The organism is Stenotrophomonas sp. STEN038, from assembly GCF_056759895.1.
This window is the reverse complement of sequence record NZ_JBRRDW010000005.1, coordinates 54,747-76,738: the sequence shown is the minus strand read 5'-3', so window position 1 is coordinate 76,738 and position 21,992 is coordinate 54,747. Positions and strand designations below refer to the sequence as shown.

At 63.7% G+C, this 21,992-nt stretch carries 19 protein-coding genes; 10 read left to right on the top strand and 9 right to left on the bottom strand.

Annotated elements, in window-relative coordinates; all coding sequences use genetic code 11:
- Window positions 1–238 precede the first annotated feature (238 nt).
- Window positions 239–1,852, bottom strand: a complete 1,614-nt coding sequence (locus tag ACVOLS_RS03355; protein WP_481544479.1) for an alpha-glucosidase — start codon at window positions 1,850–1,852, stop codon at window positions 239–241.
- Window positions 1,853–2,056: 204 nt separating this feature from the next.
- Between ACVOLS_RS03355 and ACVOLS_RS03350 the strand changes: the two genes are divergently transcribed.
- Window positions 2,057–3,055, top strand: coding sequence for a polyprenyl synthetase family protein (locus tag ACVOLS_RS03350; protein WP_481544478.1), 999 nt, complete (start codon window positions 2,057–2,059; stop codon window positions 3,053–3,055).
- Window positions 3,056–3,060: 5 nt separating this feature from the next.
- Window positions 3,061–3,315 carry a helix-hairpin-helix domain-containing protein gene (locus tag ACVOLS_RS03345; RefSeq protein WP_481544477.1) on the top strand — a complete coding sequence of 85 codons (255 nt, stop codon included), beginning with the start codon at window positions 3,061–3,063 and terminating at the stop codon, window positions 3,313–3,315.
- Between the two features lie 248 nt (window positions 3,316–3,563).
- On the opposite strand, the gene ACVOLS_RS03340 is transcribed toward ACVOLS_RS03345, so the two are convergent.
- On the bottom strand, window positions 3,564–4,352 hold the full coding sequence (locus ACVOLS_RS03340; RefSeq protein ID WP_481544476.1) for a dienelactone hydrolase family protein: 789 nt from the start codon (window positions 4,350–4,352) through the stop codon (window positions 3,564–3,566).
- A 121-nt stretch (window positions 4,353–4,473) separates the two neighbouring features.
- Between ACVOLS_RS03340 and ACVOLS_RS03335 the strand changes: the two genes are divergently transcribed.
- Window positions 4,474–5,067 carry an SMI1/KNR4 family protein gene (locus tag ACVOLS_RS03335; protein WP_481544475.1) on the top strand — a complete coding sequence of 198 codons (594 nt, stop codon included), beginning with the start codon at window positions 4,474–4,476 and terminating at the stop codon, window positions 5,065–5,067.
- A 60-nt stretch (window positions 5,068–5,127) separates the two neighbouring features.
- Here the strand turns inward: ACVOLS_RS03335 and murD are convergent, their stop codons facing one another.
- The 3 genes from murD to ACVOLS_RS03320 all read right to left on the bottom strand — a co-directional run bounded on the left by murD (window position 5,128) and on the right by ACVOLS_RS03320 (window position 10,619).
- Window positions 5,128–6,567: a UDP-N-acetylmuramoyl-L-alanine--D-glutamate ligase gene (gene murD / locus ACVOLS_RS03330; protein ID WP_481544474.1), complete on the bottom strand. Its 1,440-nt coding sequence runs from the start codon at window positions 6,565–6,567 to the stop codon at window positions 5,128–5,130.
- Window positions 6,548–7,933, bottom strand: a complete 1,386-nt coding sequence (gene murL / locus ACVOLS_RS03325; protein ID WP_481544473.1) for a UDP-N-acetyl-alpha-D-muramoyl-L-alanyl-L-glutamate epimerase — start codon at window positions 7,931–7,933, stop codon at window positions 6,548–6,550. The genes murD and murL overlap by 20 nt, the downstream gene beginning before the upstream one ends.
- Before the next feature lie 76 nt (window positions 7,934–8,009).
- Window positions 8,010–10,619 carry a bifunctional aspartate kinase/diaminopimelate decarboxylase gene (locus ACVOLS_RS03320; RefSeq protein WP_481544472.1) on the bottom strand — a complete coding sequence of 870 codons (2,610 nt, stop codon included), beginning with the start codon at window positions 10,617–10,619 and terminating at the stop codon, window positions 8,010–8,012.
- Window positions 10,620–10,881: 262 nt separating this feature from the next.
- On the opposite strand from ACVOLS_RS03320, the gene ACVOLS_RS03315 reads away from it, so the two are divergent.
- The 6 genes from ACVOLS_RS03315 (at window position 10,882) to ACVOLS_RS03290 (ending at window position 15,541) form a co-directional block, all read left to right on the top strand.
- Window positions 10,882–11,751: a PhzF family phenazine biosynthesis protein gene (locus tag ACVOLS_RS03315; RefSeq protein ID WP_481544471.1), complete on the top strand. Its 870-nt coding sequence runs from the start codon at window positions 10,882–10,884 to the stop codon at window positions 11,749–11,751.
- A 32-nt stretch (window positions 11,752–11,783) separates the two neighbouring features.
- Window positions 11,784–12,644, top strand: coding sequence for a PhzF family phenazine biosynthesis protein (locus ACVOLS_RS03310; RefSeq protein WP_481544470.1), 861 nt, complete (start codon window positions 11,784–11,786; stop codon window positions 12,642–12,644).
- Window positions 12,645–12,952: 308 nt separating this feature from the next.
- Complete coding sequence (locus tag ACVOLS_RS03305; protein WP_481544469.1) at window positions 12,953–13,828, top strand: PhzF family phenazine biosynthesis protein; 876 nt, start codon at window positions 12,953–12,955, stop codon at window positions 13,826–13,828.
- A gap of 46 nt (window positions 13,829–13,874) precedes the next feature.
- A complete protein-coding gene (locus tag ACVOLS_RS03300; protein ID WP_481544468.1) occupies window positions 13,875–14,666 on the top strand; it encodes a hypothetical protein in 792 nt (263 codons plus the stop codon).
- Window positions 14,667–14,679: 13 nt separating this feature from the next.
- A complete protein-coding gene (locus tag ACVOLS_RS03295) occupies window positions 14,680–15,036 on the top strand; it encodes a 5-carboxymethyl-2-hydroxymuconate Delta-isomerase (RefSeq protein ID WP_481544467.1) in 357 nt (118 codons plus the stop codon).
- 130 nt (window positions 15,037–15,166) lie between these two features.
- A complete protein-coding gene (locus ACVOLS_RS03290; protein ID WP_481544466.1) occupies window positions 15,167–15,541 on the top strand; it encodes a glyoxalase superfamily protein in 375 nt (124 codons plus the stop codon).
- Between the two features lie 106 nt (window positions 15,542–15,647).
- On the opposite strand, the gene ACVOLS_RS03285 is transcribed toward ACVOLS_RS03290, so the two are convergent.
- Entirely contained in the window at window positions 15,648–16,064 is a 417-nt protein-coding gene (locus ACVOLS_RS03285; RefSeq protein ID WP_481544465.1) for a hypothetical protein, read from the bottom strand.
- An 82-nt stretch (window positions 16,065–16,146) separates the two neighbouring features.
- Between ACVOLS_RS03285 and ACVOLS_RS03280 the strand changes: the two genes are divergently transcribed.
- Window positions 16,147–16,509: a GFA family protein gene (locus tag ACVOLS_RS03280; protein WP_481544464.1), complete on the top strand. Its 363-nt coding sequence runs from the start codon at window positions 16,147–16,149 to the stop codon at window positions 16,507–16,509.
- A 365-nt stretch (window positions 16,510–16,874) separates the two neighbouring features.
- Here the strand turns inward: ACVOLS_RS03280 and ACVOLS_RS03275 are convergent, their stop codons facing one another.
- The 3 genes from ACVOLS_RS03275 to ACVOLS_RS03265 form a co-directional block, all read right to left on the bottom strand.
- Entirely contained in the window at window positions 16,875–19,220 is a 2,346-nt protein-coding gene (locus ACVOLS_RS03275) for a TonB-dependent receptor (RefSeq protein WP_481544463.1), read from the bottom strand.
- A 232-nt stretch (window positions 19,221–19,452) separates the two neighbouring features.
- Window positions 19,453–20,454 (bottom strand): extracellular catalytic domain type 1 short-chain-length polyhydroxyalkanoate depolymerase, encoded by a 1,002-nt coding sequence (locus ACVOLS_RS03270; protein ID WP_481544462.1) that lies wholly within the window; start codon window positions 20,452–20,454, stop codon window positions 19,453–19,455.
- 87 nt (window positions 20,455–20,541) lie between these two features.
- Window positions 20,542–21,945 (bottom strand): GntP family permease, encoded by a 1,404-nt coding sequence (locus ACVOLS_RS03265; protein WP_481544461.1) that lies wholly within the window; start codon window positions 21,943–21,945, stop codon window positions 20,542–20,544.
- Between the last annotated feature and the right edge of the window lie 47 nt (window positions 21,946–21,992).

Here is a 21,992-nt window from a genome sequence, read left to right as displayed (position 1 = left end):
CTGCTTTTAGAAGCGCCCTCACCCAAACCCCTCTCCCGCAGGCGGGAGAGGGGCTTGAGCCAGAGCCAGAGCCAAAACCAAAACCAAAGCCAAAGCCAAAGCCAAAGCCGAAGCCGAAGCCAGGGCCAGAGCAGGGCCAGAGCCAAGGCCAAGGCCAAAAGCAATAACCAAAATCCAAAAGCCAAAAAAAAGGCGGAGATGTTATCTCCGCCTGCACAAAAGAGAGAGCAACAAAAACTCAGCTGCGACGCGCGCAATACACCGCGTGTCCAGGCAGTACCAGTTCACCAGCCTCTACAGCACCCGCGACCGGACCCGGCAGCGCCAAAGCCTGCCACTCACCCGCCGGCAACGCGTGCCGCACGGTCTCGCCCGACAGATTGAAGGCAAGCAACAAGGTCTCATCACCGGCCTGGCGTTCGAACAGCAGCACCGGCTCGGCACTGTCCAGGAAGCGAATCGAACCCTCGACCAGGGCCGGATGCGCCTTGCGCCAGCTCAGGAAGCTGCGGAATGCGTGCAGCACCGAATCGCCATCCACTTCCTGCAGCTGCACCGACAAAGCCTGATGTTCGGCAGGAATCGGCAACCACGGCTTGCCAGTAGTAAATCCAGCCAATGCCCCATCGGTCCACGGCATCGGCGTACGACAACCGTCGCGCCCCTTGAAGTTCGGCCAGAAGGTAATGCCGTAGGGATCCTGCAACGCCTCGAACGGTACATCCGCTTCGCCAAGACCCAGCTCTTCGCCCTGATAGATGCACACCGAGCCACGCAGCGAGCAGACCAACGCCGCCAGCATCTTCGCCAACGACGGCTTGGCCGGATGCCCACCCCAACGGGTCACCGCACGCTGTACGTCATGGTTGGAAACCGCCCAGCACGGCCAGGACTCGCCCATTGCCGCTTCCAGCCGCTCGACGGTGCCGCGGATGTAGGCCGCGCTGTAATCATCCACCAGCAGCTCGAAGCTATAGCCCATGTGCAGGCGGCCCGGCGCGGTGTACTCGGCAGTCGTCGCCAGCGAATCCTCCGACGAGATTTCGCCCAGTGTCACCGCCTGCGGGTACTGGTCCAGCAAGGCACGCAGGCGTTCGAGGAAGCCAATATTTTCCGGCCGCGTGTTGTTGTAGTAGTGGTACTGGAACGCATACGGATTGTCCGGGCTGAAACCACGGCCAATACGCTCGCTTTCCGGCTTGGGCGGATTGTCGCGCAGCTGCGCGTCATGGAAGCAGAAGTTGATCGAATCCAGGCGGAAACCATCGACTCCACGATCCAGCCAGAACTTCACGTAATCCAAGGTTGCCTGCTGCACCGCCGGATTATGGAAATCCAGGTCCGGCTGCGAGGCCAGGAAGTTGTGCAGGAAATACTGCCGACGCCGCGGCTCCCACTGCCAGGCCACGCCACCGAAGATGGACAGCCAGTTGTTAGGCGGGCTGCCGTCATCGCGCGCATCGGCCCACACATACCAATCGGCCTTGGGATTGTCGCGGCTCTCGCGGCTTTCCTTGAACCAGGCATGGTCCACCGAGGTATGGCTGAACACCTGGTCGATCATCACCTTCAGGCCCAGCGCGTGCGCCTTGGCCAGCAAGCGGTCGAAATCGGCCAGATTGCCGAACAGCGGGTCCACATCGCGGTAGTCGGCGATGTCGTAGCCGAAATCAGCCATCGGCGACTTGAAGAACGGCGACACCCAGATCGCATCCACGCCCAGCGAAGCCACGTACTCCAGGCGATCAATGATGCCCGGCAGGTCGCCGACGCCGTCGCCATTGGTGTCCAGGTAGCTGCGCGGGTAAATCTGGTAGATGACGGCACCGCGCCACCATGGAGTCTTGGACATCGAACGCCCCCCTACGGGCCTCAGAGCCCCTGTTTCAGGGCCGCGAAATGTATGCCGGCCAGCTTAGCGTCGGTGCTTTGCCGGCGGAGTCGCTTGCATACGTATTCACTGCGCAAAGGCCCGGTTCTGTTCGGTTTTCGGCCCCGACGGGCCGCCTGCGCCCACACCGCCTATAATCCCGGTGGTACCCCCTGAAGTCTTCCTATGAGCATCGCTGAACATATCCGCCCCGCGCTGGGCCTGCCTGCCATCCAGACCCTTGCCGCAGCGGACATGGCTGCCGTCGATGCCCTGATCCGTCGCCGCCTGTCTTCGGATGTGGTGCTGATCAACCAGATCGCCGACCACATCGTCTCGGCCGGCGGCAAGCGCCTGCGGCCGATGCTGGTGATGCTGGCCGGCCACGCGGTCGGCGGCGCCGGCCCGGAGCACCACCAGCTGGCGGCGATCATCGAGTTCATCCACACCTCCACCCTGCTGCACGACGATGTGGTCGACGAATCCGACCTGCGCCGTGGCCGCAGCACCGCCAACGCCTTGTGGGGCAATGCCCCCAGCGTGCTGGTCGGTGACTTCCTGTACTCGCGCAGCTTCCAGCTGATGGTCGAGCTGGAGCGCATGGCGGTGATGCAGATCCTGGCCGACACCACCAACCGCATCGCCGAAGGCGAGGTGCTGCAGCTGCTGCACGTGCATAACCCGGATACCGACGAGGCCGCCTACCTGCGGGTGATCGAGCGCAAGACCGCGGTGCTGTTCGCCGCCGGCACCCGCCTGGGCGCGCTGGCCACCGGTGCCGACGAAGCCGTGCAACAGAAGCTCTACGACTACGGCATGCACCTGGGCTATGCCTTCCAGATCGCCGACGATGTACTGGATTACTCTGCCAATGCCGACGAACTTGGCAAAAACCTGGGCGACGACCTGGCCGAGGGCAAGGCTACCCTGCCGCTGATCCACGCCATGGCGCACTCGGACGAAGTGATCCGTAATCGCCTGCGCGAGATCGTGCAGGACGGCGATGCCAGCGCGATGCCAGAGGTACTGGCTGCGATCCACGCAACCGGTGGTCTGGAATACAGCCGCAAGCGTGCCGTTGAATACGCCAACGCCGCCGAGCAGGCGCTGGACGGCCTGCCGGAAACCGATGCCGTTGCCGCCCTGCGCGGTCTGGCCCGTTACGCCATCGAACGCAGCCACTGATCGCGATGGCGGGATTGCAGCAGTTCAACGAGGACGAACGCGCGGTGCTGTTGGCGGTGAAAGGTGTCGGTGCCACGGTGGTGGCGCGGCTGGAGCAGCTGGGGTTTCATTCCCTGCAACAGCTGGCCCAGGCCGAAACCGGCGATGTCGTCAGCCAGGCCTCGGCAATGCTGGGCAGCAGCTGTTGGCGCAACAGCCCGCAGGCGCGGGCGGCGATCAGCGGGGCGATCGTGGCGGCGCAGAGCCGCGCTCCTTTGTAGGAGCGGCGTGAGCCGCGAAGCCACAGTTGTTCCCGGCGCTACCGAACGCAAACCACCATTGCCGCATCCCGTGCAGACAGCATTTGCCGCGATCTGACAGATGATCAGCTTCGCGGCTTATGCCGCTCCTACAAACCTGCAGACCTGAGACATCCCTGGTGAGGCCTCTGCCGAGCATGGCTTGGCACTACCGCTTTGAGATTGCTGGTGAAGCCCCTGCCGAGCATGGCTCGGCACTACCAAAAGCATTAGTCCCCTAGCCGCTCTTCCAGGAAGTTGTCCATCATCTTCCAGGCGCGCTTGGCGGCTCGTGGGTCGTACAGGCAGCCCGGTGGGCTGTTGGCGTCTGACTCGGCGAAGCAATGCACCGCGCCGCTGAAATTGACGAACTGCCAGTCGGCCTTGGCGGCGTCCATTTCACTGCCGAAGTTGGCGATGTCCTCGGCGGTGACACCGCGATCAGCCGCGCCGTTGAGCACCAGGATCGGCACCTTGCCGCTGCCGGCTGCTGCCGGGGCCGGGGTCGATAAGCCGCCGTGCAGGCTCACCACGCCCGCCAACGGCATGCCGGCACGGGCCATTTCCAGCACGGTGGTGCCGCCGAAGCAGAAACCCACGGCAGCGATCTGCGATGCATCCAGCGGAACCTTGCCAGCCTGTGCCTTCAACGCAGCCAACGCCGCAGCCGCACGGGCGCGCAACAGTGCCCTGTCCTCACGCAACGGTTTGGAAGCAGCCGCCGCCGCATCGTTATCCTTGGGCCGCACGTTCTTGCCGTAAACATCGGCTACCAGCACCACATAGTCATCGCCGGCAATCTGCTCGGCCTTGGCTATCGCCGAAGCGTTGACGCCACGCCAGTTCGGCACCATCACCACGCCGGGACGGCGCGCGTCACCTTCGTCGTCGTAGACCAGCACGCCACTGAAGGTGGTGCCGTCGTGCTGCCACTCCAGCGGCTGCGACTTCATCGCGGCCCATGCCGGCGTTGCCACCAGTCCCAGCATCGTCACTGCAGCCCATCGCCACTTGTTCATGCCTGCGCTCCTGAGAAGAGGTCGGAGGCATCCTGTCGATATCGCCTCCCGTGGCGCATTGTGCATTGGCGGCGTTACGCAGGTGTGCTTGGATAGGCAACCCCAACGTGTCCTTCTGCATATGAGCCTCGTCGATACCTTCCTTTCCGGCCTTGTGCCGCGCCTGCCGGCAGATGACGCCCCGATGTGGCGCTGGGTAGAAGGCGCAAGCCAGTCCGACCTGCAACGCCTGCAGCGACAGTGGCCGCAGGTACCGGCAAGCCTGCTGGAGCTACTGGCGCAGATGGATGGCAGCCACTACCGGGACTACCCGCAAGGTGAGGTCAACGTGCTGATGCTTGGCTCGGACGTCGGCGACGGCAGCTATCCCTACTACCTGCGGTCGGTACAGCAGATCTTCGAGGACAGCGCGCAGTGGGACGACAGCATCCGTTCCATCTACGAAGAATGGCTGGACGACGAACCGGAGATTCTCGGTGCCGGCATCGATGCCGACGTGCCGATGGGCAGGCGCCTGTGCTTCTCGCACTGCATGAACAACGGCGGCACCTCGATGCTGTACCTGGATTTCGATCCTGCCGACGGCGGCATCAGTGGCCAGGTCGTTCGCTACCTGCACGACCCGGACAGCTATGCGGTGATCGCGCCCAGCTTCGATGCCTATCTGCAGCAGCTGATCGACGGCGATTACGCCTTCACCGACGAAGAGGAGTGATCTGCAGGGAGCGGGTGGCGCCGGCTGACAGTCAGCGCCACTTCGGCCTCGGCCAAGGCCTTACAGGATGCCGATACCCGGAATCGCACTGATACTGTCCGGATCAAACCCGGCCAGCTCGGCGAAGTGTCGACCACGCGCAACATAGTCCTTGTAGGCACCAAAGCTCGGCGCGCCCGGCGACAGCAGCACTACCCCGCCCTGCCCGCCCAACGCAGCACGCGCCAGTTCCACCGCATGCGGCAGATCGGTCGCGGCGTGCAGGCCAAAGCCGCCCGCCTCGGCCAATGGCGCGAGCAGCGTATTGATCCGTGGACCATTGTTGCCCATGGTCACGATCTCGACCGGCGCGTTGTCGCGCATGTGCTCGGCGAAGTCCTGCCAGTCCACGCCGCGATCGTGTCCGCCAACCAGCAGCGCAATGCGCTGGCCGGCGAAGCAATCCAATGCCGCAAGCGATGCGTGCGGCGTGGTGCTGATCGAATCATTCACCCAACGCAGGCCATCGCGTTCGCCCAGCAGCTGCAGGCGATTCGGCAGAGGCCGGAAACTCTGCACCGCAGGTGCCAAGGCAACCGCATCCAGACCGAGGGCTTCCAGCGCGGCCAACACCGCGCACAGATTGCCGCGGTTGTGGCGGCCCGGCAGTGGCGTGTTCGAGGTGTCGAACACCGCTTGATTACCGCGATGCACGACTTCGCCGACCATATGCCAGCCTTCGGGCTGGTTGAACCAGACGATCTGGCTGTGCGGCAGCTGCAGCGCGCGCAGGTGTTCGTCCGTTGCATTGAGCACCGCTACGCGCGGATGCCCGCCGGTCACCAACGACAGCTTGTCGTCGATGTAGCGCTGCTCGCTGCCGTGCCAGTCCAGATGCTCCGGAAAGATGTTCAGCACGATGGCGACGTCCGGCCGCGTGCCGCTGCGGGCGACTTCGCCGGTCTGGTAGCTGGACAGTTCCACCGCCCAGTATTCCGGCGCCGGTTGCGGATCCAATGCTTCCAGCAACGGCAGGCCGATATTGCCGATCAGGCCGGTGCGATGCCCGGCCGCACGCAGCAGATGCGCCAGCAGCGAGGTGGTGGTGCTCTTGCCCTTGGTGCCGGTCACGCAGACCGTGTTCGGCAGCGTGTCATCGGCATCGGCGTGCTCGCTGAACCACAGCGAGGTACCGCCGATGAACTGCGTGCCCTGCGCCAAGGCGTGCTGCGCCTCGGGCTTGTACGGACTGATGCCCGGCGACTTGATCACCACGTCGAACGAAGCCAGCAGCTCACCACTGAGCTCGGTTTCAACGCGCAGGTGTGCATCGCCAAGCGCAAGAATCTCCTCTGCTTCAGCAGCAGAGCAAAGCACCGTCAAACGCGCAGGAAACCGCTCCTGCGAGTCACCGCTGACGACTCCCCATTCCCGATCACGCAGCGCGTGGTAGGCCGCGCGGCCCTCACGCCCCCAACCCCACAGCGCGACCCGCTTGCCTTCAAGCTGCGAAATTCGCACGCAGACGCTCCCACAGTGCTGCCGGGATGCGGTGCTCGCCATCAAATACCAGCAGCGGTTCGATCTGCAGTTCGTCCGCCGACAAGGTCGGTTGGATCAGGTTGGCGAAGCGCTTGACCAGCACATCTTCCTTCCAGTCCGGACGCGATGCCAAGGTCGCCATGGCCGCGCGCGATTCCTTGCCCTCGCCCACGCACTCGAACGGTTTGTGATCCTGGAATTCCAGCAGCGCGTCGTAGCCGCCAGCCTGTTCCATATCGTCCAGCAGGTTGCGACCGAAGATGCGCACCAGGCGGATCTTCGGCATGAACGGGGCCAGCGCCAGGAACACGAAGTGGCACTTCGGGCAGACGCCGCACCAGCGGTTCACCGGGCGCTCGCCGAGGATGTGGAAATTGCGGTTGCAGCTGGAGAAATGCGCGTCGTAGAAATCGGTTTTGGCAAATTGGCGGGCGACCGCCAGTTCCGACAGCGGACGCAGCAACGAGTAATAGTTCAGGTCGGCGGCAATGTGCTGCTGCACGTATTCGCCGAACGCCTTCTCGAAGGCCCAGCCCTTGGACCACTGGTGGTTCACTTCACCGGTACCGGCGATCTGGCTGCCGTAGCTGGCCGAGCGCTCGTTGGAGAACACGACTTGATCGACGCCCTGCACCACCGCAGCCAGCACCATGATCGCCGAGTTCACCGCGGTAACCGGGATATGGCCGTTCCACGCGCCCTGGCGATTGAGCTCGAACAGCTCCGGCGCCAGCGTGCGGCCGATGTTGAGGGTCGGCAGGCCGGTGCGCTCGGCGCAGGCACGGATCAGCTGCGAGCCGCCGATCCAGGTGACGGTTTCGGCGACGCCGGCATTGCGCAGGGCTTCGATGCTGACCAGCGAGTCCTTGCCGCCGCCGATGGCTACTAGGGCGTGGTGGGCGAGGCCAAGCTCAGGAGCAGAAGCGCCCTCACCCCCTGCCCCTCTCCCGTAAACGGACGAGGGGAGCAAAGCGGGGAGCTTGAACCGGTCGCGCAGGTTCAGGCCGTTGCGGTAAGCGAATTCGCCCAGGCCGTTGAAGTACACCGTTTCCACCAACGCGGCGGTGGCCGCGTCGATGGCGTAGCTGTCGATGCTTACCTGCGCCGGCACCGCTGCCTTGTAGTAGCTGACACCTGCAATGAGGTGCAGCAGCTGCAGAGCGCGTTGCACCGCGGCCGTGCGTTCGTCGTCCAACTGGAACGGCGCGCCCGGCACGGTGACGGTCTCGGTCAATTCCGGACCGTCGTCGAAGGCGTATACCAGCCGCGCCACACCGGTGTCCGCGGCGAAATCGCAGCGGACGAAGCGGAAACGGGAAACCTGGTCTTTATCAAAAGCTGTCATGGCGTATCCGGAAATCAAACTGGCCGTGGCGCGTCAGCGCGCAACGGACGACAAAGGTTTTCGCAGCAAACAGACGTCATTGCACTTCATCAATGACGTCCTCGCGCGGCAAGGCGCGTTGGTTATAGGTACTGGCCATGCTGAAACCATAGGCGCCAGCATCGGCGATGACCATCACATCGCCCGGTGCGGTCGCCGCCGGCAGCTTCACCCGCTCGGCGAACACATCGCTGGATTCGCAGATCGGGCCGACCACGCTGAAATCAACATCGCGCTCGGCATCCAGGCGCGACAAGTTGGCGATATCGTGCCAGGCGTCGTACAGCGCCGGGCGCAGCAGGGCGTTCATGCCGGCATCCAGGCCAACGCGGCGCACGCCATCCTTCTCCACTACCTGCGAGGCGTGGGTGAGCAGCACGCCAGACTCGGCCACCATGAAACGGCCGGGCTCGATCGCCAGCTGGAAGGCCGGGTGCACGGCCTTGATGTCGGCCAGGCCCGCGGCCCAGGCGTCCAGATCGAAGGGCTCGTCGTCATCGCTGTACGGCACCGGCAGACCGCCGCCGATATCGAGGATCTCGACGCTGCCGATGCGACGCGCGAAGCCGGCCATCTCATCGACCATCTGCTTCCAGTGGCCACTGTTTTCGATGCCGCTACCCAGGTGCGCGTGCACGCCGGTGATGCGGATATCCAGCGCGCGAGCGGCGGCGATGAACTCATCGACGCGCTGCGCGGAGAGACCAAACTTGGAATCCTTGCCGCCGGTGTTCACCTTCTTGTGGTGACCATCGCCGTGGCCAAGATCGATACGCAGCCACAGCGAACGGCCACGGAACACTTCCGGCCAATGCTTCAGCAGCTCGACGTTGTCGACGGTGACAGTGACGCCACGCGCCAGCACCGCCTGGTATTCGGTGATCGGTGCGAAGCTCGGGGTGAAAAGCACGCGCTCCGGAGTGATACCCGGAACCGAGGCGAACACCAGCTCCACTTCGCCTTGCGATACGCATTCCAGGCCGAAACCTTCGGCAGCGAGGGTGCGCAGGATCTCGGGATGCGAGTTGGCCTTGATCGCGTAGAAACGGCGGTCGATCGCCGGGATCGCCTTCAACTGACGGGCGCGCTCGCGCACCTTGTCCAGATCGTAAATATAGGCCGGCGTGCCTTCTGCGGCCAGCTCCAGCAGCTTCTTCTGCTTGGCCGGCGCCTGCCACCACGGCGTCTGCCGCGGGCGGATGCTGCCGATGATTTCGCGCCAGCGCGGGCCGAACACCTGCTCTTCGTAAACCGGCATCGCACCGCTGTCGATCAGCTCGGCGTGCAGGATCGGCAACAAGCCATCCGCATCGGCCTCGTCGATCACGAAGGTCAGGTTCAAGTCGTTGGAGGACTGCGAAATCATGTGCACGCGCTCCTTGCCGAACGTGGCCCACACGTCGGAGAGCTTGTACAGCAGCGATCGCATGCCGCGACCAACCAGGGTGATCGCCGCGCACGGCACGATCACCTTGACCTTGCAGATCTGCGACAGGTCAGCAGACAGCGCGGCCAGCACGTCGGTGTTGACCAGGTTTTCAGACGGGTCCAGCGACACGGTGACGTTGGTTTCGGCCGAACCGATCAGGTCCACCGACAGGCCATGCTTCTTGAACAGGTTGAACACGTCGGACAGGAAGCCGACCTGCTGCCACATGCCGATGCCTTCCATCGAGATCAGCACGATGCCGTTGCGGCGGCTGATTGCCTTGACGCCCGGCACCGGCTCGGCAGCACCGTCGATGCTGGTGCCCGGCATATGCGGGCGCTCGGTATCGAGGATGGCCATCGGCACGCCGGCATCGCGGCAGGGCTTGATCGAGCGCGGGTGCAGCACCTTGGCACCGGTGGTGGCGATTTCCTGCGCCTCGTAATAGTCCAGGCGTGTCAGCAGGCGTGCATCCGGCACGTCCTTCGGGTTGGCGCTGAACATGCCCGGCACGTCGGTCCAGATTTCAACGCGGCTGGCGCCGAGCAGCGCGCCAAAATAGGCGGCCGAAGTATCCGAGCCGCCGCGGCCGAGGATGGCGGTGCCACCGTCGCCATGGCGGGCAATGAAGCCCTGGCTGATCAGCATGCGGGTGGGCTGCGCCGAGAAGCGCTGCTTGAAGTCACCGCCGCCCTGCCACTGGCAGTTCACCGACAGGCGCTGTGACCACTCGGTCTGGTTGGGCGCGGGCGGCAGGGCGTTCAGCCATTCGCGCGCGTCCATCCAGCCGAAATCCAGGCCGGTGCTGCGCAGATAAGCGGCACCGACGCTGGAGGACAGCAGTTCACCCTGGCCCAGCACTTCGGCCTGCCAGTCCAGCGGACGGCTGGCCGCGCGCGGGTCGTCGAGCAGCGCCTGCAGCGCGGCCAGGCGTTCAGCCAGCACTTCGCTGCCCAGTTCCAGCTCGGCGAGGAATTCATTGTGGCGGGTGACCAGCGCGGCCACGCGCTCGCGGCTGTCGACGGCGCCGTCGGCAATCGCGGTCAATTCGTTGGTGACGCCTGACAAGGCCGACACCACCACCAGCACCCTGCCACCGGTCTCGTCCGCACGTTTTTTCGCCAACTGACCGATCGTGTTCCAGCGATGACGACGCGACACCGAGGTGCCACCGAACTTCAGGACGATCCAGCGATCAGCAATTGGGGAAGCAGACATTGGCTTTGAGGATTCACTAGTGGGAGAAAGACCCGGCAATGCGGGCGGAACCCCTGATTCTATGCCAAGGCCGCTGTGCCGGGACGGCTGAGTTACCAGCGATACCATCGCCGCCCGGCCTCCCCTCCCGGGATGCAGAAAGTAGCATTTGCAACGATCCGGGTCATCTTTGGGTGAATGGGGGGAGCGAACCGGGGATTGGCAATGACGACATTCCGCACGCTCATGCCTAAGCTGAGCTGCCCTGCTCCACCCGCAAACCATGCGCCAACGCCGTTATCTGCAATTGGACGTCTTCGCCGCCCGCCCCGGCAGCGGCAACCCGCTGGGTGTCATCCTCGACAGCGATGGCCTGGATACCGCCGCCATGCAGGCCCTCGCCGCCTGGCTGAACCTCTCCGAGACGGTCTTCTTCCTGCCGCCGGACGACGGCGCCAGCTACCGCATCCGCATCTTCACCCCCAGCAGCGAGCTCCCCTTTGCCGGCCACCCCAGCGTCGGCGCGGCGTGGGCCGCAGTCACTTCGGGCTTGGCAATACCAATTGCCGGCCAGTTGATACAGCAATGTGCTGCGGGTCTGCTGCCAGTGCAGGTAAGCGGACCTGAAGACGCTCCAACCATCCTGTTGGCCAGCCCTCCCGCCAAGCAGCTGCAGACCACGCCGGGCGCTGTACCAGGTCAACTCCAGGCATTGCTCGCTCCCGGCAACGCCCCCGAACTCTGGGACAACGGCCCACGCTGGTGGCTTTTGCCTGCCCGCGATGCCGCCAGCCTCCGTGCGCTGGTTCCAGACATGCCCGCAATCCGTGACTGGAGCATCGCCACCGGTGCGACCGGCGTTGCGGTGTTTGCGGCCGACGCCGGCCCCGACCAAGCGCTGGTGACCCGGGCATTCTGCCCGGCCGATGCAGCGGATGTGCCCGAGGACCCGGTCACCGGCAGCGCCAATGCATTGATTGCCGCGTGGCTGCAGCAGCGCGGGCAGTTGCCGGGAAATAGCGACAACTACATGGTCAGCCAAGGCCGCGAAGTGGGGCGCGATGGCCGCGTACAGGTATCAATCGACGCGCAAGGCACAGCCTGGATCGGCGGACAGGTGCAAGCGGTTATCGGCGGACAGGTGCACTGGTGAGCTGCCCAGCCGTCGTCTGGAACCGATTCGCAATGTCTGTTCGCCGCTATCTGCAGTTGGATGTGTTCGCCGCCCGTGCTGGCACCGGCAACCCGCTGGGTGTCATCGTCGACAGCGAAGGTCTGGATGATGCTGCCCTGCAGGCCATCGCCGCCTGGCTGAACCTGTCCGAGACCATCTTCTTCCTGCCGCCGGACGAAGGCGCCAGCTACCACATCCGCATTTTCACCCCGAAGGGTGAGCTGCCCTTCGCCGGACATCCCAGCGTCGGTGCCGCCTGGGCCGCCGTGGAGCTTGGCCTGGCCACGCCGGATGACAATGGCCAGCTGATCCAGCAATGCAAAGCCGGTCTGCTGCCGGTACGGGTTCAGGGCGGCCGCTGGTTCCGCCAGATCCACGTGCGCAGCCCGCAGGCAGAGCGCCGCGATACCACCCTCGAGACCTTGCCCGAAGGCCTGGCAGCGCTGGCCAAGCCCGGCCACAGCCCGGAGCTGTGGAACAACGGCCCGGACTGGTGGTTGCTGGAAGCAGGCAGCGAAGCCGCCCTGCGCCGCTACAAGCCGGAGCTGGCCGCCATCGGCGCCATGCCAGGCCGCGGCAAGCTGGCGGTGTATGCGCCTGCCGACCGACCGGATGTGGGCTACCAGTATGTGGTGCGCGCCTTTGCACCCGGCGTTGGGGTCAACGAAGACCCGGTCACCGGCAGCGCCAACGCACTGGTTGCCGCGCAGTTGTTGGCGCAGGGCCGGATCAAACCCTTCCAGCAGTACCTCGCCAGCCAGGGCCGCGAGCTCGGCCGCAATGGCGAGGTGCGGGTGGAAGTGGATGCGGAGTCCAACATCTGGATTGGTGGCGAAGTGCAGCAGGTTATTGCTGGGCAGATTGAGTGGTGAGCGGTATCCGACAGAACGCAGCGATCCGCTTTTTCTTCTCCCGCCTGCGGGAGAAGGTGCCCCGTAGGGGCGGATGAGGGGAAGCGTGCGAAGCACGCATGCCTTTGCTGTTTTTCTTTGTGATCCCTCAACCGCGCAAAAACCAGAGCAAGCGGACTTCGTCCGCCCCCCCTCACCCCAACCCCTCTCCCGCTGGCGGGAGAGGGGCTAAAGCAAAAGCCAACTGCAACTGCCAAAGCAACGGCCACGGCCAAAGCAACAGCAACAGCAACAGCAACAGCAACAGCCTCACAGCATCCGGACATCCCATGACCACCCGCCGCTTCCTGCAACTCGACGTCTTCGCCCCGCGCCCCGGCACCGGCAATCCACTGGCCGTCGTACTCGATGCCGATGGCCTGGACGATGCCGCCATGCAGGCCATCGCCCGCTGGACCCGCCTGCCAGAAACTACTTTCATCTTCGCCCCGACCAAACCCGGCAGCAGCTACGGCATCCGCATGTTCGCGCCGCAGAAGGAAGTGCCGTTCGCCGGCCATCCCAGCGTCGGCAGCGCGCATGCCGTGCTTGAAAGCGGCGTAGCAACAGCCATCGACGGACAACTGGTACAGGACGGCATCGCTGGCCAGTTGCCTTTGCAGATCAGCGAACACGACGGCGTGCGCAGCATCGCCATCCGCACCCCGCGCGCTTCGGTGGCCGAGATCGTCACTGCGGACGATCCACGCCTGCAGCCTGCCATCACCGGCTGGTCGCTGGGCACGCTGCCGCCGGCCTTGATGGATGGCGGCCGCCGTTGGTGGGTTGTCGAAGTCGCTGATGAAGCCACTCTCCGCGCACTCAACGCGGACTGGGATGCAATCGCCAAGCTCGCTGAATCCACCGGCGCGATGGGCGTATTCGCCTATGCGCGCGCCGCTGGCGACGGCTACCAACTGGTGGTCCGCGCCTTCGTAGGCAATGGCCGTCGTTTTGAAGATGCTGCTTCCGGTGCCGCCAATGCGGTGTTGGCCGCCTGGCTGGACGAGCGCGATGCCCTGCCCGGCGTGGATAAGCGCTACACAGCCAGCCAGGGCCGCGAAGTCGGTCACGACGCCCTGCTGGAACTACGCATCGACGCACACGGCGATGTCTGGTCCGGTGGACAGGTGCAGACCGTGATCCGCGGAACCATCGATTGGTGATGCGGTCAGAGTCTCACCAGTAGCCGATCACGACACGGAGTTTGGAATGCGCAGATGGATCTCACTGCTGATGCTGTTGTTCGCCTTCACCGCGTGCGCTGCGCAACCTTCGGCGCAGCCGACGAAAGCACTGTTCGTTGGCAACAGCCTCATCTACGTGGGCAACCTGCCAGCAACCTACGCTGCGCTCAGCGCCGCCAATGGCCATCCGCTGCAGAGCCAGATGATCGTCAAAGGTGGCGCGCTACTGGACGACCGGGTTGCGGATGGCTCGGTTCAACGTGCATTGGCCGAGCATCGCCCGCAACTGTTGGTCCTGCAGGAGCAAGGCGGCGCCCTGCTGTGCTGGCCCGACGAAGCCGCCTGTGCAAAATCGCAGGCGGCGATCAGGACGCTGGCAAAAGCCGGTAGCGACGCAGGCGCACGCGTACTGCTGCTGGGCAGCTACCAGGCACACCCGGCAGCATCCGCTCGCCTGATCGCCAAGGAAGCGGCAGCTGCAGAACAGGCCGGCATTCCCTATGTGGCAATCTCCGAAGCCCTGCGTACCGCCTCGGCCGCGGCACCGGACCTGCAGTGGTATGACGCCGACGGCATGCATCCCGGTCCAGCACTGACCTTGCTTGACGCCATCCAGCTGTATCGCGCCATCCACGGCCGCTTGCCCGAGCATGGCTTCTCGGTCGAAGCACCGATCTACCTGCCCAAAAGCGGGCTCGATGCGGGTTTGCGCAATGCCGACGCCAGTGCACCGCTTGCCGACACACCCACCCATATCACCTATCCAGATGCGATGATCCAGCGCATCAACGCTTTGCTCTCACCCACACAGCCCTGACAACGAGTTAGCCATGCCGCATCTCACTATCGAACACAGCAGTAATCTCGCCACCGCGATTACCCCGGCACTGCTGCGCGCCGTCAACCATGCCTTGCTTGGTACTGGCCAGTTCGAAGAGGCGGATATCAAAACCCGCACCTTGGCGTTCGACAGCTTCGCAGTCGGTACCGCAGACAGCCCACGAGGCTTTGTGGCTGCACGGCTTGCGATACTCAGTGGCCGCAGCGGGGATATCAAACACGATGTTGCCAAAGTGCTGCTGGAGGCACTCGGATCACTCATTTCCGCCGGTGGACTGGAGCTGCAGATCAGTGTCGAGATTGTGGATATCGATCGCGACAGCTACGCGAAGACATCGACAGCCTGACACTGCGGAAGCCGCCGCCACAGCACACCATCGCAACGCAGCAACAATCCCCGAGCGACGCCGAACACGACGCGGATACCCGGCTGATTCAGCCAAACCCCTGAACCTGGGACCCAAACGGACACTTGCCATGACTGCCACACGTTTCCATTCGGTGTCGCCATTTCTTGGTGTTGATGACCTTCCCGCAGCCGTTGCGTTCTACCGCAACAAGCTTGGCTTCTCGCTGGCGTGGGAATGGGGTGAGCCCGCTGAAATGGCCTCTGTCTGCCGCGACGAGGTTGAGCTGACCCTGGTCACCCGCAGCGATGCAAAGCCCGGGGGAATCAGCCGCCTGTATCTACATATCGATCAGATCGACAGTTACCACGCACTGCTGCAGGAAACAGGCGTGGCCATCACCGTTGCCATAGCCGATCGACCGTATGGCATGCGCGATTTCAACGTCACCGACCCCGCAGGCAATGTGCTGTGTTTCGGGCAGGCGTTGCCTGCAGGCTTGTAGGAGCGGCGTAAGCCGCGAAGCTCGTACGGGGTCTGCCAGCCAATTGCCTGCAATTTCAGGCGTAATGATTGCGGTTGGAAATTCAGCTTCGCGGCTTACACCGCTCCTACGACCGCGGTTTTCTTGCCAATACGTAACCCAGCCAGGCGAACGGGATGTAGGCCAGCAGCACGTCCGCCACTTCAAACCAGCGCGGTGCGGGCAGCATGAAGCAGCTGGCGATGCCGCCCGCCAGGAACAGCAGGCCGATCATCAGTGCTGGGATCTTGCTGCTGCGCCCGACGATCCAGGTTGCCAGCAAAGCACCGGCCAATGTGCCCAATGCATGGGCCAGGAAAGGAAACAGGAAGTGGCGAGCCTGAAACAGGGGCATCGCGGCCTGCAGGCCTTCAGTCGTGCTGGTATCCGTACCAGCCGGTGGCGGCACCAGATGCCCGCCGAGCACGATCAGCCCCATGTTCACCGCGCTGCCGGCGATCAAGCCCAGCACAACCGCCAGCAAGCCTTTCAGGAATGCGCGCATCACCCTCTCCCCACACGTCCGATGATGGGCTGAGTATGATCCAAGCCTCGCCTTGCCGCTCGCCTTCTTTCTGGAGATCCGTGTGTCCCACCGTCCCCTGCAGACTTACCGGGGCAGCTGCCATTGCGGCGCTGTCAGCTTCCGCATTGAAACCGACTTCCCGGAGCTGACCACCTGCGACTGCTCGATCTGCCGGCGCAAGAACGCCTTGATGGTGAAGGTTCATGAATCTGCGTTCGAGCTGCTGTCAGGGCAGGAGGCACTGGTTGAGTACCAGTTCCATACCTTGACCGCGCACCACTATTTCTGTGGCACCTGCGGCATCTATCCGTTCCACCGCAAACGGGTTACCCCCGACTATTACGGGGTGAATGTGTTCTGCCTGGAGGAGTTTGATCCGGCGGGGATTCCGGTTCGGGCGACCGTGGGTGCGGGGATGGCCTGATCAGACATCCGGAGCCGGCTTTGGGCTTTGGGCTTTGGGCTTTTGGCTTTGGGCTTTGGGCTTTGGCTGTGGGATTTGGGTTTGGCCGCTTCCCTTCTCCGGTTTACGGGAGAAGGTGCCCCGAAGGGGCGGATGAGGGCGGCTTTTGGCTTTTGGCTTTTTGGCTTTTTGGCTTCCAGCCCCTGCTTTTACCACTGTACGACTGCGGCAAAGCGCAGCTGCACGGCGCTTCGCACCGTCCCCTCACCCCAACCCCCGCTCCGCGCCCCGGCCCTTGCGCTGGCGCAAGGGCGCTCGAGCGACCGCGAACCAATGGTTCGCAAGCGGTCCCTCTCCCCCCGCTCGCGGGAGAGGGGCTTAAGCAATCAACGCCAGTTGTAATTGAACGAAACACCGATGATGCGCGGATCGTTGTAGACCGCCGCCATGTAGTTCTCGATCACACCCTTGAGGTTCTTCTCGTTGGTAATGTTGCGGGCGAACGCCGCCACTTCCCAGGCACCGTAGCCGCCGGTATAGCCAACGCGCAGTCCACCTTCGAAATTGCCCTTGGAGTAGAACTCCTTGCTGTCGTACAGCACGAACTGGGTTTCGCCCTGCTTGTTCCAATCGGTGGCGAAGAACACTGCACCATCATCACCCACCGGAATGTCGTAACGCGCAGCCAGGTTCAAGTTGTACTTGGGTGCGTTCGGCAGCGGGTTGCCGTCGATCTGGGCGTAGACATTGCTGCCGATCTTGATGGTCGGGTCGTTGACCGTACACACCACCACACCATTCAACGCACAGACCTGCGCATACACGCGCTTGTCCTGGATCTCGCTGTGCAGCAGGCTCAGGCCGGCCGTCAGCGACAGGTTCGGGATCGGGCGCCAATCCATGTCGGCTTCCAGACCATAGGCACGCGCCTTGTCGGCATTGAACAACACGCCGTTGCCGTTGGAATCGTTGCCGTTGAGCTGGATGTCATTGACCGTATAGGTAAAGCCACTGACGTTAAGGCGCAGGCGGTTGTCGAACAGGCTGCTCTTGATGCCGGCTTCCCAGGACAGGATGGTTTCCGAATCGGCAGTGGTGAAGTCGGCATTGAATACCGCCGAGCGGCCCTGGATGGTCGGCCCACGGAAGCCACGTGCCACGCGTGCGTACAGGCTCAGCTCTGGGCTGACCTCATACATCGCGCTCAGGTCCCAGCTCGGCTGGGTATCCGACATCTCGACGTTGTGGCGGCCCTTGTAGGTCACCAGACCGGCAGCGGTGTCGGCGGTCTTCAGCAGACGCGTGCTCTTCTCGTCCTTGGTCGCGCGGACACCCGCGGTCAAGGTCAGCGCGTCCGTAGCCTTCCAGCTCACCTGGCCAAAGCCTGCCCACGAGGTATTGATGTTGCGCAGGCGCACCCAGTTGTTCGGATTGCGTGCCGGCGCGTTGAGGAACCAGGCGCGCTGATAGAAATCGGTGGTGTCGCGACCATCAAAGTAGAACGCGCCCACCTGCCACGACAGCGGATCAGTTTCATTGGAGGCCAGGCGCAGTTCCTGGGTGAACTGGTCCAGGTCCTGTATCTGACCCATCGATTGGCCGTAACCGTTGGGCAGGCCATTGACCGGGTAGTTCGCCGCGGCACCACCGTCGGTATCACCGCGGCTGTAGCCGGAGGTGGTTTCGTAGGCGCTGATCGAGGTCAGCGTGGTGTTGCCGAAATCATAGGTGGCCTTCAGCGAGCCGCCATGGGTCTTGTAGGCCTGCGGGTTGTTGTCGGCCTCATCGAACGCGACCTTGTCGCGCGGTGCGTCGGTGCGATTACTGCCCTTCACCAGCGCATTGCGCAGGAACAGGGTCGAGGTGCCCTCATAGTCACGGGTATGCACGGAACCGAACAGCGAGAACTGTTCGTTCGGCTTGTACAGCAGCTGCAGGCGCAGGTTGCGATCGTCGTAGCCGCCCATGGTGTCGTTCTTCGGCGTCACCGTGCCGTCGGCGCTGGGGCCGCGATAGGTGTTGTCCACCCAATCATCACGGTGCTGGTACAGGGTCGACACGCGGTAGGACAGCACGTCATTGATCGCGCCACCCATGCCACCGTCGATGGCGACCGTGTTGTAGCTGCCGTAGCTCACGTTGACCCGGCCGCTCGGGTCCTGGCTGGGCTTGGCCGTGTCGAACTTGACGATGCCGGCGGTGGTGTTGCGGCCAAACAAGGAGCCCTGCGGGCCGCGCAGCACTTCCACCTGGTCCACGTCGTAGACCGGGTTGGACTTGAGCACCACATGCTCCAGCACCACGTCGTCCTGGATGATGGAGACCGGCTGCGAAGCGCCCAGGTAGAAATCGATGTTGCCCAGGCCGCGGATGTAGAAGCGCGGGAAGATGCGCCCGGTGGTGGTCTCGGCATAGAAGCTGGGCACGCGGCCGGACAGCGCCAGCAGCGTATCGTCGGCACCTTCGGTATAGCTGCGCAGCGCCTCGCCCTGCACCACGCCCACCGACACCGGCACGTCCTGCAGGTTCTGCTCGCGGCGCTCGGCGGTGACAGTGATGGTATCCAGCGCCGTGGCGGCGCTGCGTGCCTCGGCCGGCGCGGCATCCTGGGCCAGCGCGGTCTGCGCGGCGAGCGGCAGGATCAGCAGTGCGCAGGCCTGGGCCAGCAGCGAGCGACGCGGAAAATCATGGGTAACGCGGGTAACTGCAGAAGTGGTGCGGTGACGCTGCATGGAATGGCCTTGGTTGGCAGTTGATGATTGCGCACGGCCCGGATAGGGCTGATGGCGCGGCATGAGGCGCGCAGATCATCACCGCACAAGGTTGCAATTCGATGGCATTGCCAAGTTGGAAGCCCATGAAGCAGAACGCCAGCGCAGGAGCAATCGGCTCCCACGCTGGCGATGACACACTTCAATCAGTTCCCAGCGTGCCAAACGATCAGCGGCTGGCTGCTGCGCGCACTCAACGCAACTGGTCTTTCAGGAACAACCAGGTGATCAAGGTCGCATCCGGTCCCTTCGGGTCGGTGAACGGCAGGCCTGACTGGCTGCCGCTCCAGGCATGCCCCATCCCATGCACGAGATAGTCCTGGACCAGGGTCCTGCCGCCGTAGGTGTAGTTCTTGACCGTATAAGCCCGACCACCCGGTACCTGCCCCGCAACGGTGCTGGTCGGCACGTACTTGACCGAATCATTGTCCATGCCGTCATCGGCCAGATCATTGGTCTGCAGGAACTGCCGCACCGCCTGCTGGCCGTTCACCGGATTGACCGTTGCATCGGCGGTGCCATGGAACACCAGCACCGGCAACGGACGCGGCGACGGCGAGCCCGAGCACTGCCAGGCAAGCTTGCCATTGCTTTCCGGTGAATAGATGCTGCCGGCCAGCAGTGCATAAGCGCTGCCGGATACCGTGGTCGCGCCCTTGTACATGCCGCCGGAATGGATGGCTCCCGCAGCGAACACATCCGAATAGCAGGCGAGCATGATCGAGGTCATCGCGCCGCCAGCGGAAATGCCGGTGACGTAGACCCGGCGCGGATCGACGGCGTAGTCGGCCTTCACCGCATCGACGATCCCGGCCAGGATCGAGGCCTCACCACTGCCACGTGCCTGGTTGATCGGCAACTGCCAGTTCCAGCAGCGGGTCGGGTTGGACGTAACGTTCTGACGCGGATAGACCACGATGAAGCCTTCGACATCGGCAACATCATTGAAGCCAGAGGCTTCACCCATCAGGTTGGGCCCGTTGACGCAGCCGTGCAGCACCAGCAGCACCGGCAGCGGCTTGCTTGCCTCATAGCCAGCCGGCACCCATACCTGATACTCGCGGCTACCGAAAAGGTTGCCATACAGACCGAAATCCCAATGGCCTGCAGCGCTTTGCGCAAACGCGCTGCCCGGCGCCAGCCAGCTACACAGCAGAAATAGAACAGCCTTGATTGAAACGATTCCAGATTTCATAGCCAGATCCTCATGCGTGAGTCGTGGATGAAGTCGTACCGGAAATCCTCGTGGACCAGCCTTCCAGAGGGTGTTGCGACGCCGCTGTCAAACCCAGCCGGTGGCGTAATAGATGCCGATCACCACGAACACCGCGAGGGTCTTGATGATGGTCACGGCGAAGATGTCCTTGTAGGCCTGGCGATGGGTAAGCCCGGTCACCATCAACAAGGTGATCACGGCACCGTTGTGCGGCAGGCTGTCCATGCCGCCGGAGGCCATCGACGCAACCCGGTGCAGCACTTCCATCGGGATGCCGGCCGCCTGCGCGTTCTCGATGAAGGTCTCCGACATCGCCGCCAAGGCGATGCTCATGCCGCCCGAGGCGGAGCCGGTGACGCCGGCCAGGCCGGTCACGGTAACGGCTTCATGCAGCAGCGGGTCCTTGATCGAACCCAAGGCATTGGCCACCACCATGAAGCCCGGCAATGCGGCGATCACCGCACCAAACCCGTACTCCGAGGCAGTGTTCATCGCGGCCAGCAAGGCGCCACTGATCGCGGTCTTGGTGCCATCGGCAAACTGGGTCACAACCGGGCGCCATGCCAGCACCATCACCGACAGGATGCCGACCAGCAGCGCGCCCTCCACTGCCCAGATCGCAGCGATCTTCGGCACTTCCTGCACCACCGGCGCGGACTTGCCGAGGATGGACGGCACGAAGCTGTGCTCGGCGCCATACCAGTGCGGAATACCCAGGGTGAACAGCTTGTTCGAGACGAACACCAGCAACAGCGGCAACACCGCGATACCCGCATGCGCGAGATTGGTGCCAGTAAACGGCACCGGCTCGTTGACCAACGTCGCCGGATCGCCATAGCCCTCACCGTTGCGCACGGCAACACGGCGGCGCCATTCCAGGTAGGCCATGCCCACCGCCAGCACGAAGATGCTGCCGAGGATGCCGAGCACCGGCGCGGCCCAGGTATCGGTGCCGAAGAACGTTGTCGGAATGATGTTCTGGATTTGCGGCGTACCCGGCAGCGCATCCATGGTGAAGCTGAAACCGCCGACCGCCAGTGTCGCCGGAATCAGCCGCTTGGGGATGTTGCTCTGGCGGAACATCTCGGCAGCGAACGGGTAGACCGCGAACACGACCACGAACAGCGAAACGCCGCCGTAAGTGAGCAGGCCGGACACCAGCACAATCGACAGCATCGCCCGTTGCGGCCCGAACAGGCGGATAGCCGCACCGACAATCGACTTGGAAAAGCCGGACAACTCAATCAGCTTGCCGAACACCGCACCCAGCAGGAACACCGGGAAATACAGCTTCAGGAAACCGACCATCTTGTCCATGAACAAGCCGGTGAACATCGGCGCCACCAGCGACGGGTCGGTCAGCAGCACCGCACCGAGTGCGGCGATGGGCGCGAACAGGATCACGCTGTAACCGCGGTAGGCCACCAGCATGAGGAAGCCCAGCGCTGCAAGTACGATCAGTAACGACATACGGCGCTTCCGAATGAGGAGGCGCTCAGTATCCTGATCTGATCGCC

Excerpts from the sequence above, each read along its gene's own strand:
- ACVOLS_RS03290 (WP_481544466.1), top strand. The coding sequence starts at position 15,167 with ATGACTGCCACACGTTTCCATTCGGTGTCGCCATTTCTTGGTGTTGAT.
- ACVOLS_RS03270 (WP_481544462.1), bottom strand. The coding sequence starts at position 20,454 with ATGAAATCTGGAATCGTTTCAATCAAGGCTGTTCTATTTCTGCTGTGT.
- ACVOLS_RS03305 (WP_481544469.1), top strand. The coding sequence starts at position 12,953 with ATGACCACCCGCCGCTTCCTGCAACTCGACGTCTTCGCCCCGCGCCCC.
- ACVOLS_RS03345 (WP_481544477.1), top strand. The coding sequence starts at position 3,061 with ATGGCGGGATTGCAGCAGTTCAACGAGGACGAACGCGCGGTGCTGTTG.
- ACVOLS_RS03355 (WP_481544479.1), bottom strand. The coding sequence starts at position 1,852 with ATGTCCAAGACTCCATGGTGGCGCGGTGCCGTCATCTACCAGATTTAC.
- ACVOLS_RS03300 (WP_481544468.1), top strand. The coding sequence starts at position 13,875 with ATGCGCAGATGGATCTCACTGCTGATGCTGTTGTTCGCCTTCACCGCG.
- ACVOLS_RS03295 (WP_481544467.1), top strand. The coding sequence starts at position 14,680 with ATGCCGCATCTCACTATCGAACACAGCAGTAATCTCGCCACCGCGATT.
- ACVOLS_RS03310 (WP_481544470.1), top strand. The coding sequence starts at position 11,784 with ATGTCTGTTCGCCGCTATCTGCAGTTGGATGTGTTCGCCGCCCGTGCT.
- ACVOLS_RS03335 (WP_481544475.1), top strand. The coding sequence starts at position 4,474 with ATGAGCCTCGTCGATACCTTCCTTTCCGGCCTTGTGCCGCGCCTGCCG.
- ACVOLS_RS03340 (WP_481544476.1), bottom strand. The coding sequence starts at position 4,352 with ATGAACAAGTGGCGATGGGCTGCAGTGACGATGCTGGGACTGGTGGCA.
- ACVOLS_RS03350 (WP_481544478.1), top strand. The coding sequence starts at position 2,057 with ATGAGCATCGCTGAACATATCCGCCCCGCGCTGGGCCTGCCTGCCATC.
- ACVOLS_RS03275 (WP_481544463.1), bottom strand. The coding sequence starts at position 19,220 with ATGCAGCGTCACCGCACCACTTCTGCAGTTACCCGCGTTACCCATGAT.
- ACVOLS_RS03315 (WP_481544471.1), top strand. The coding sequence starts at position 10,882 with ATGCGCCAACGCCGTTATCTGCAATTGGACGTCTTCGCCGCCCGCCCC.
- murL (WP_481544473.1), bottom strand. The coding sequence starts at position 7,933 with ATGACAGCTTTTGATAAAGACCAGGTTTCCCGTTTCCGCTTCGTCCGC.
- ACVOLS_RS03265 (WP_481544461.1), bottom strand. The coding sequence starts at position 21,945 with ATGTCGTTACTGATCGTACTTGCAGCGCTGGGCTTCCTCATGCTGGTG.
- ACVOLS_RS03285 (WP_481544465.1), bottom strand. The coding sequence starts at position 16,064 with ATGCGCGCATTCCTGAAAGGCTTGCTGGCGGTTGTGCTGGGCTTGATC.
- ACVOLS_RS03320 (WP_481544472.1), bottom strand. The coding sequence starts at position 10,619 with ATGTCTGCTTCCCCAATTGCTGATCGCTGGATCGTCCTGAAGTTCGGT.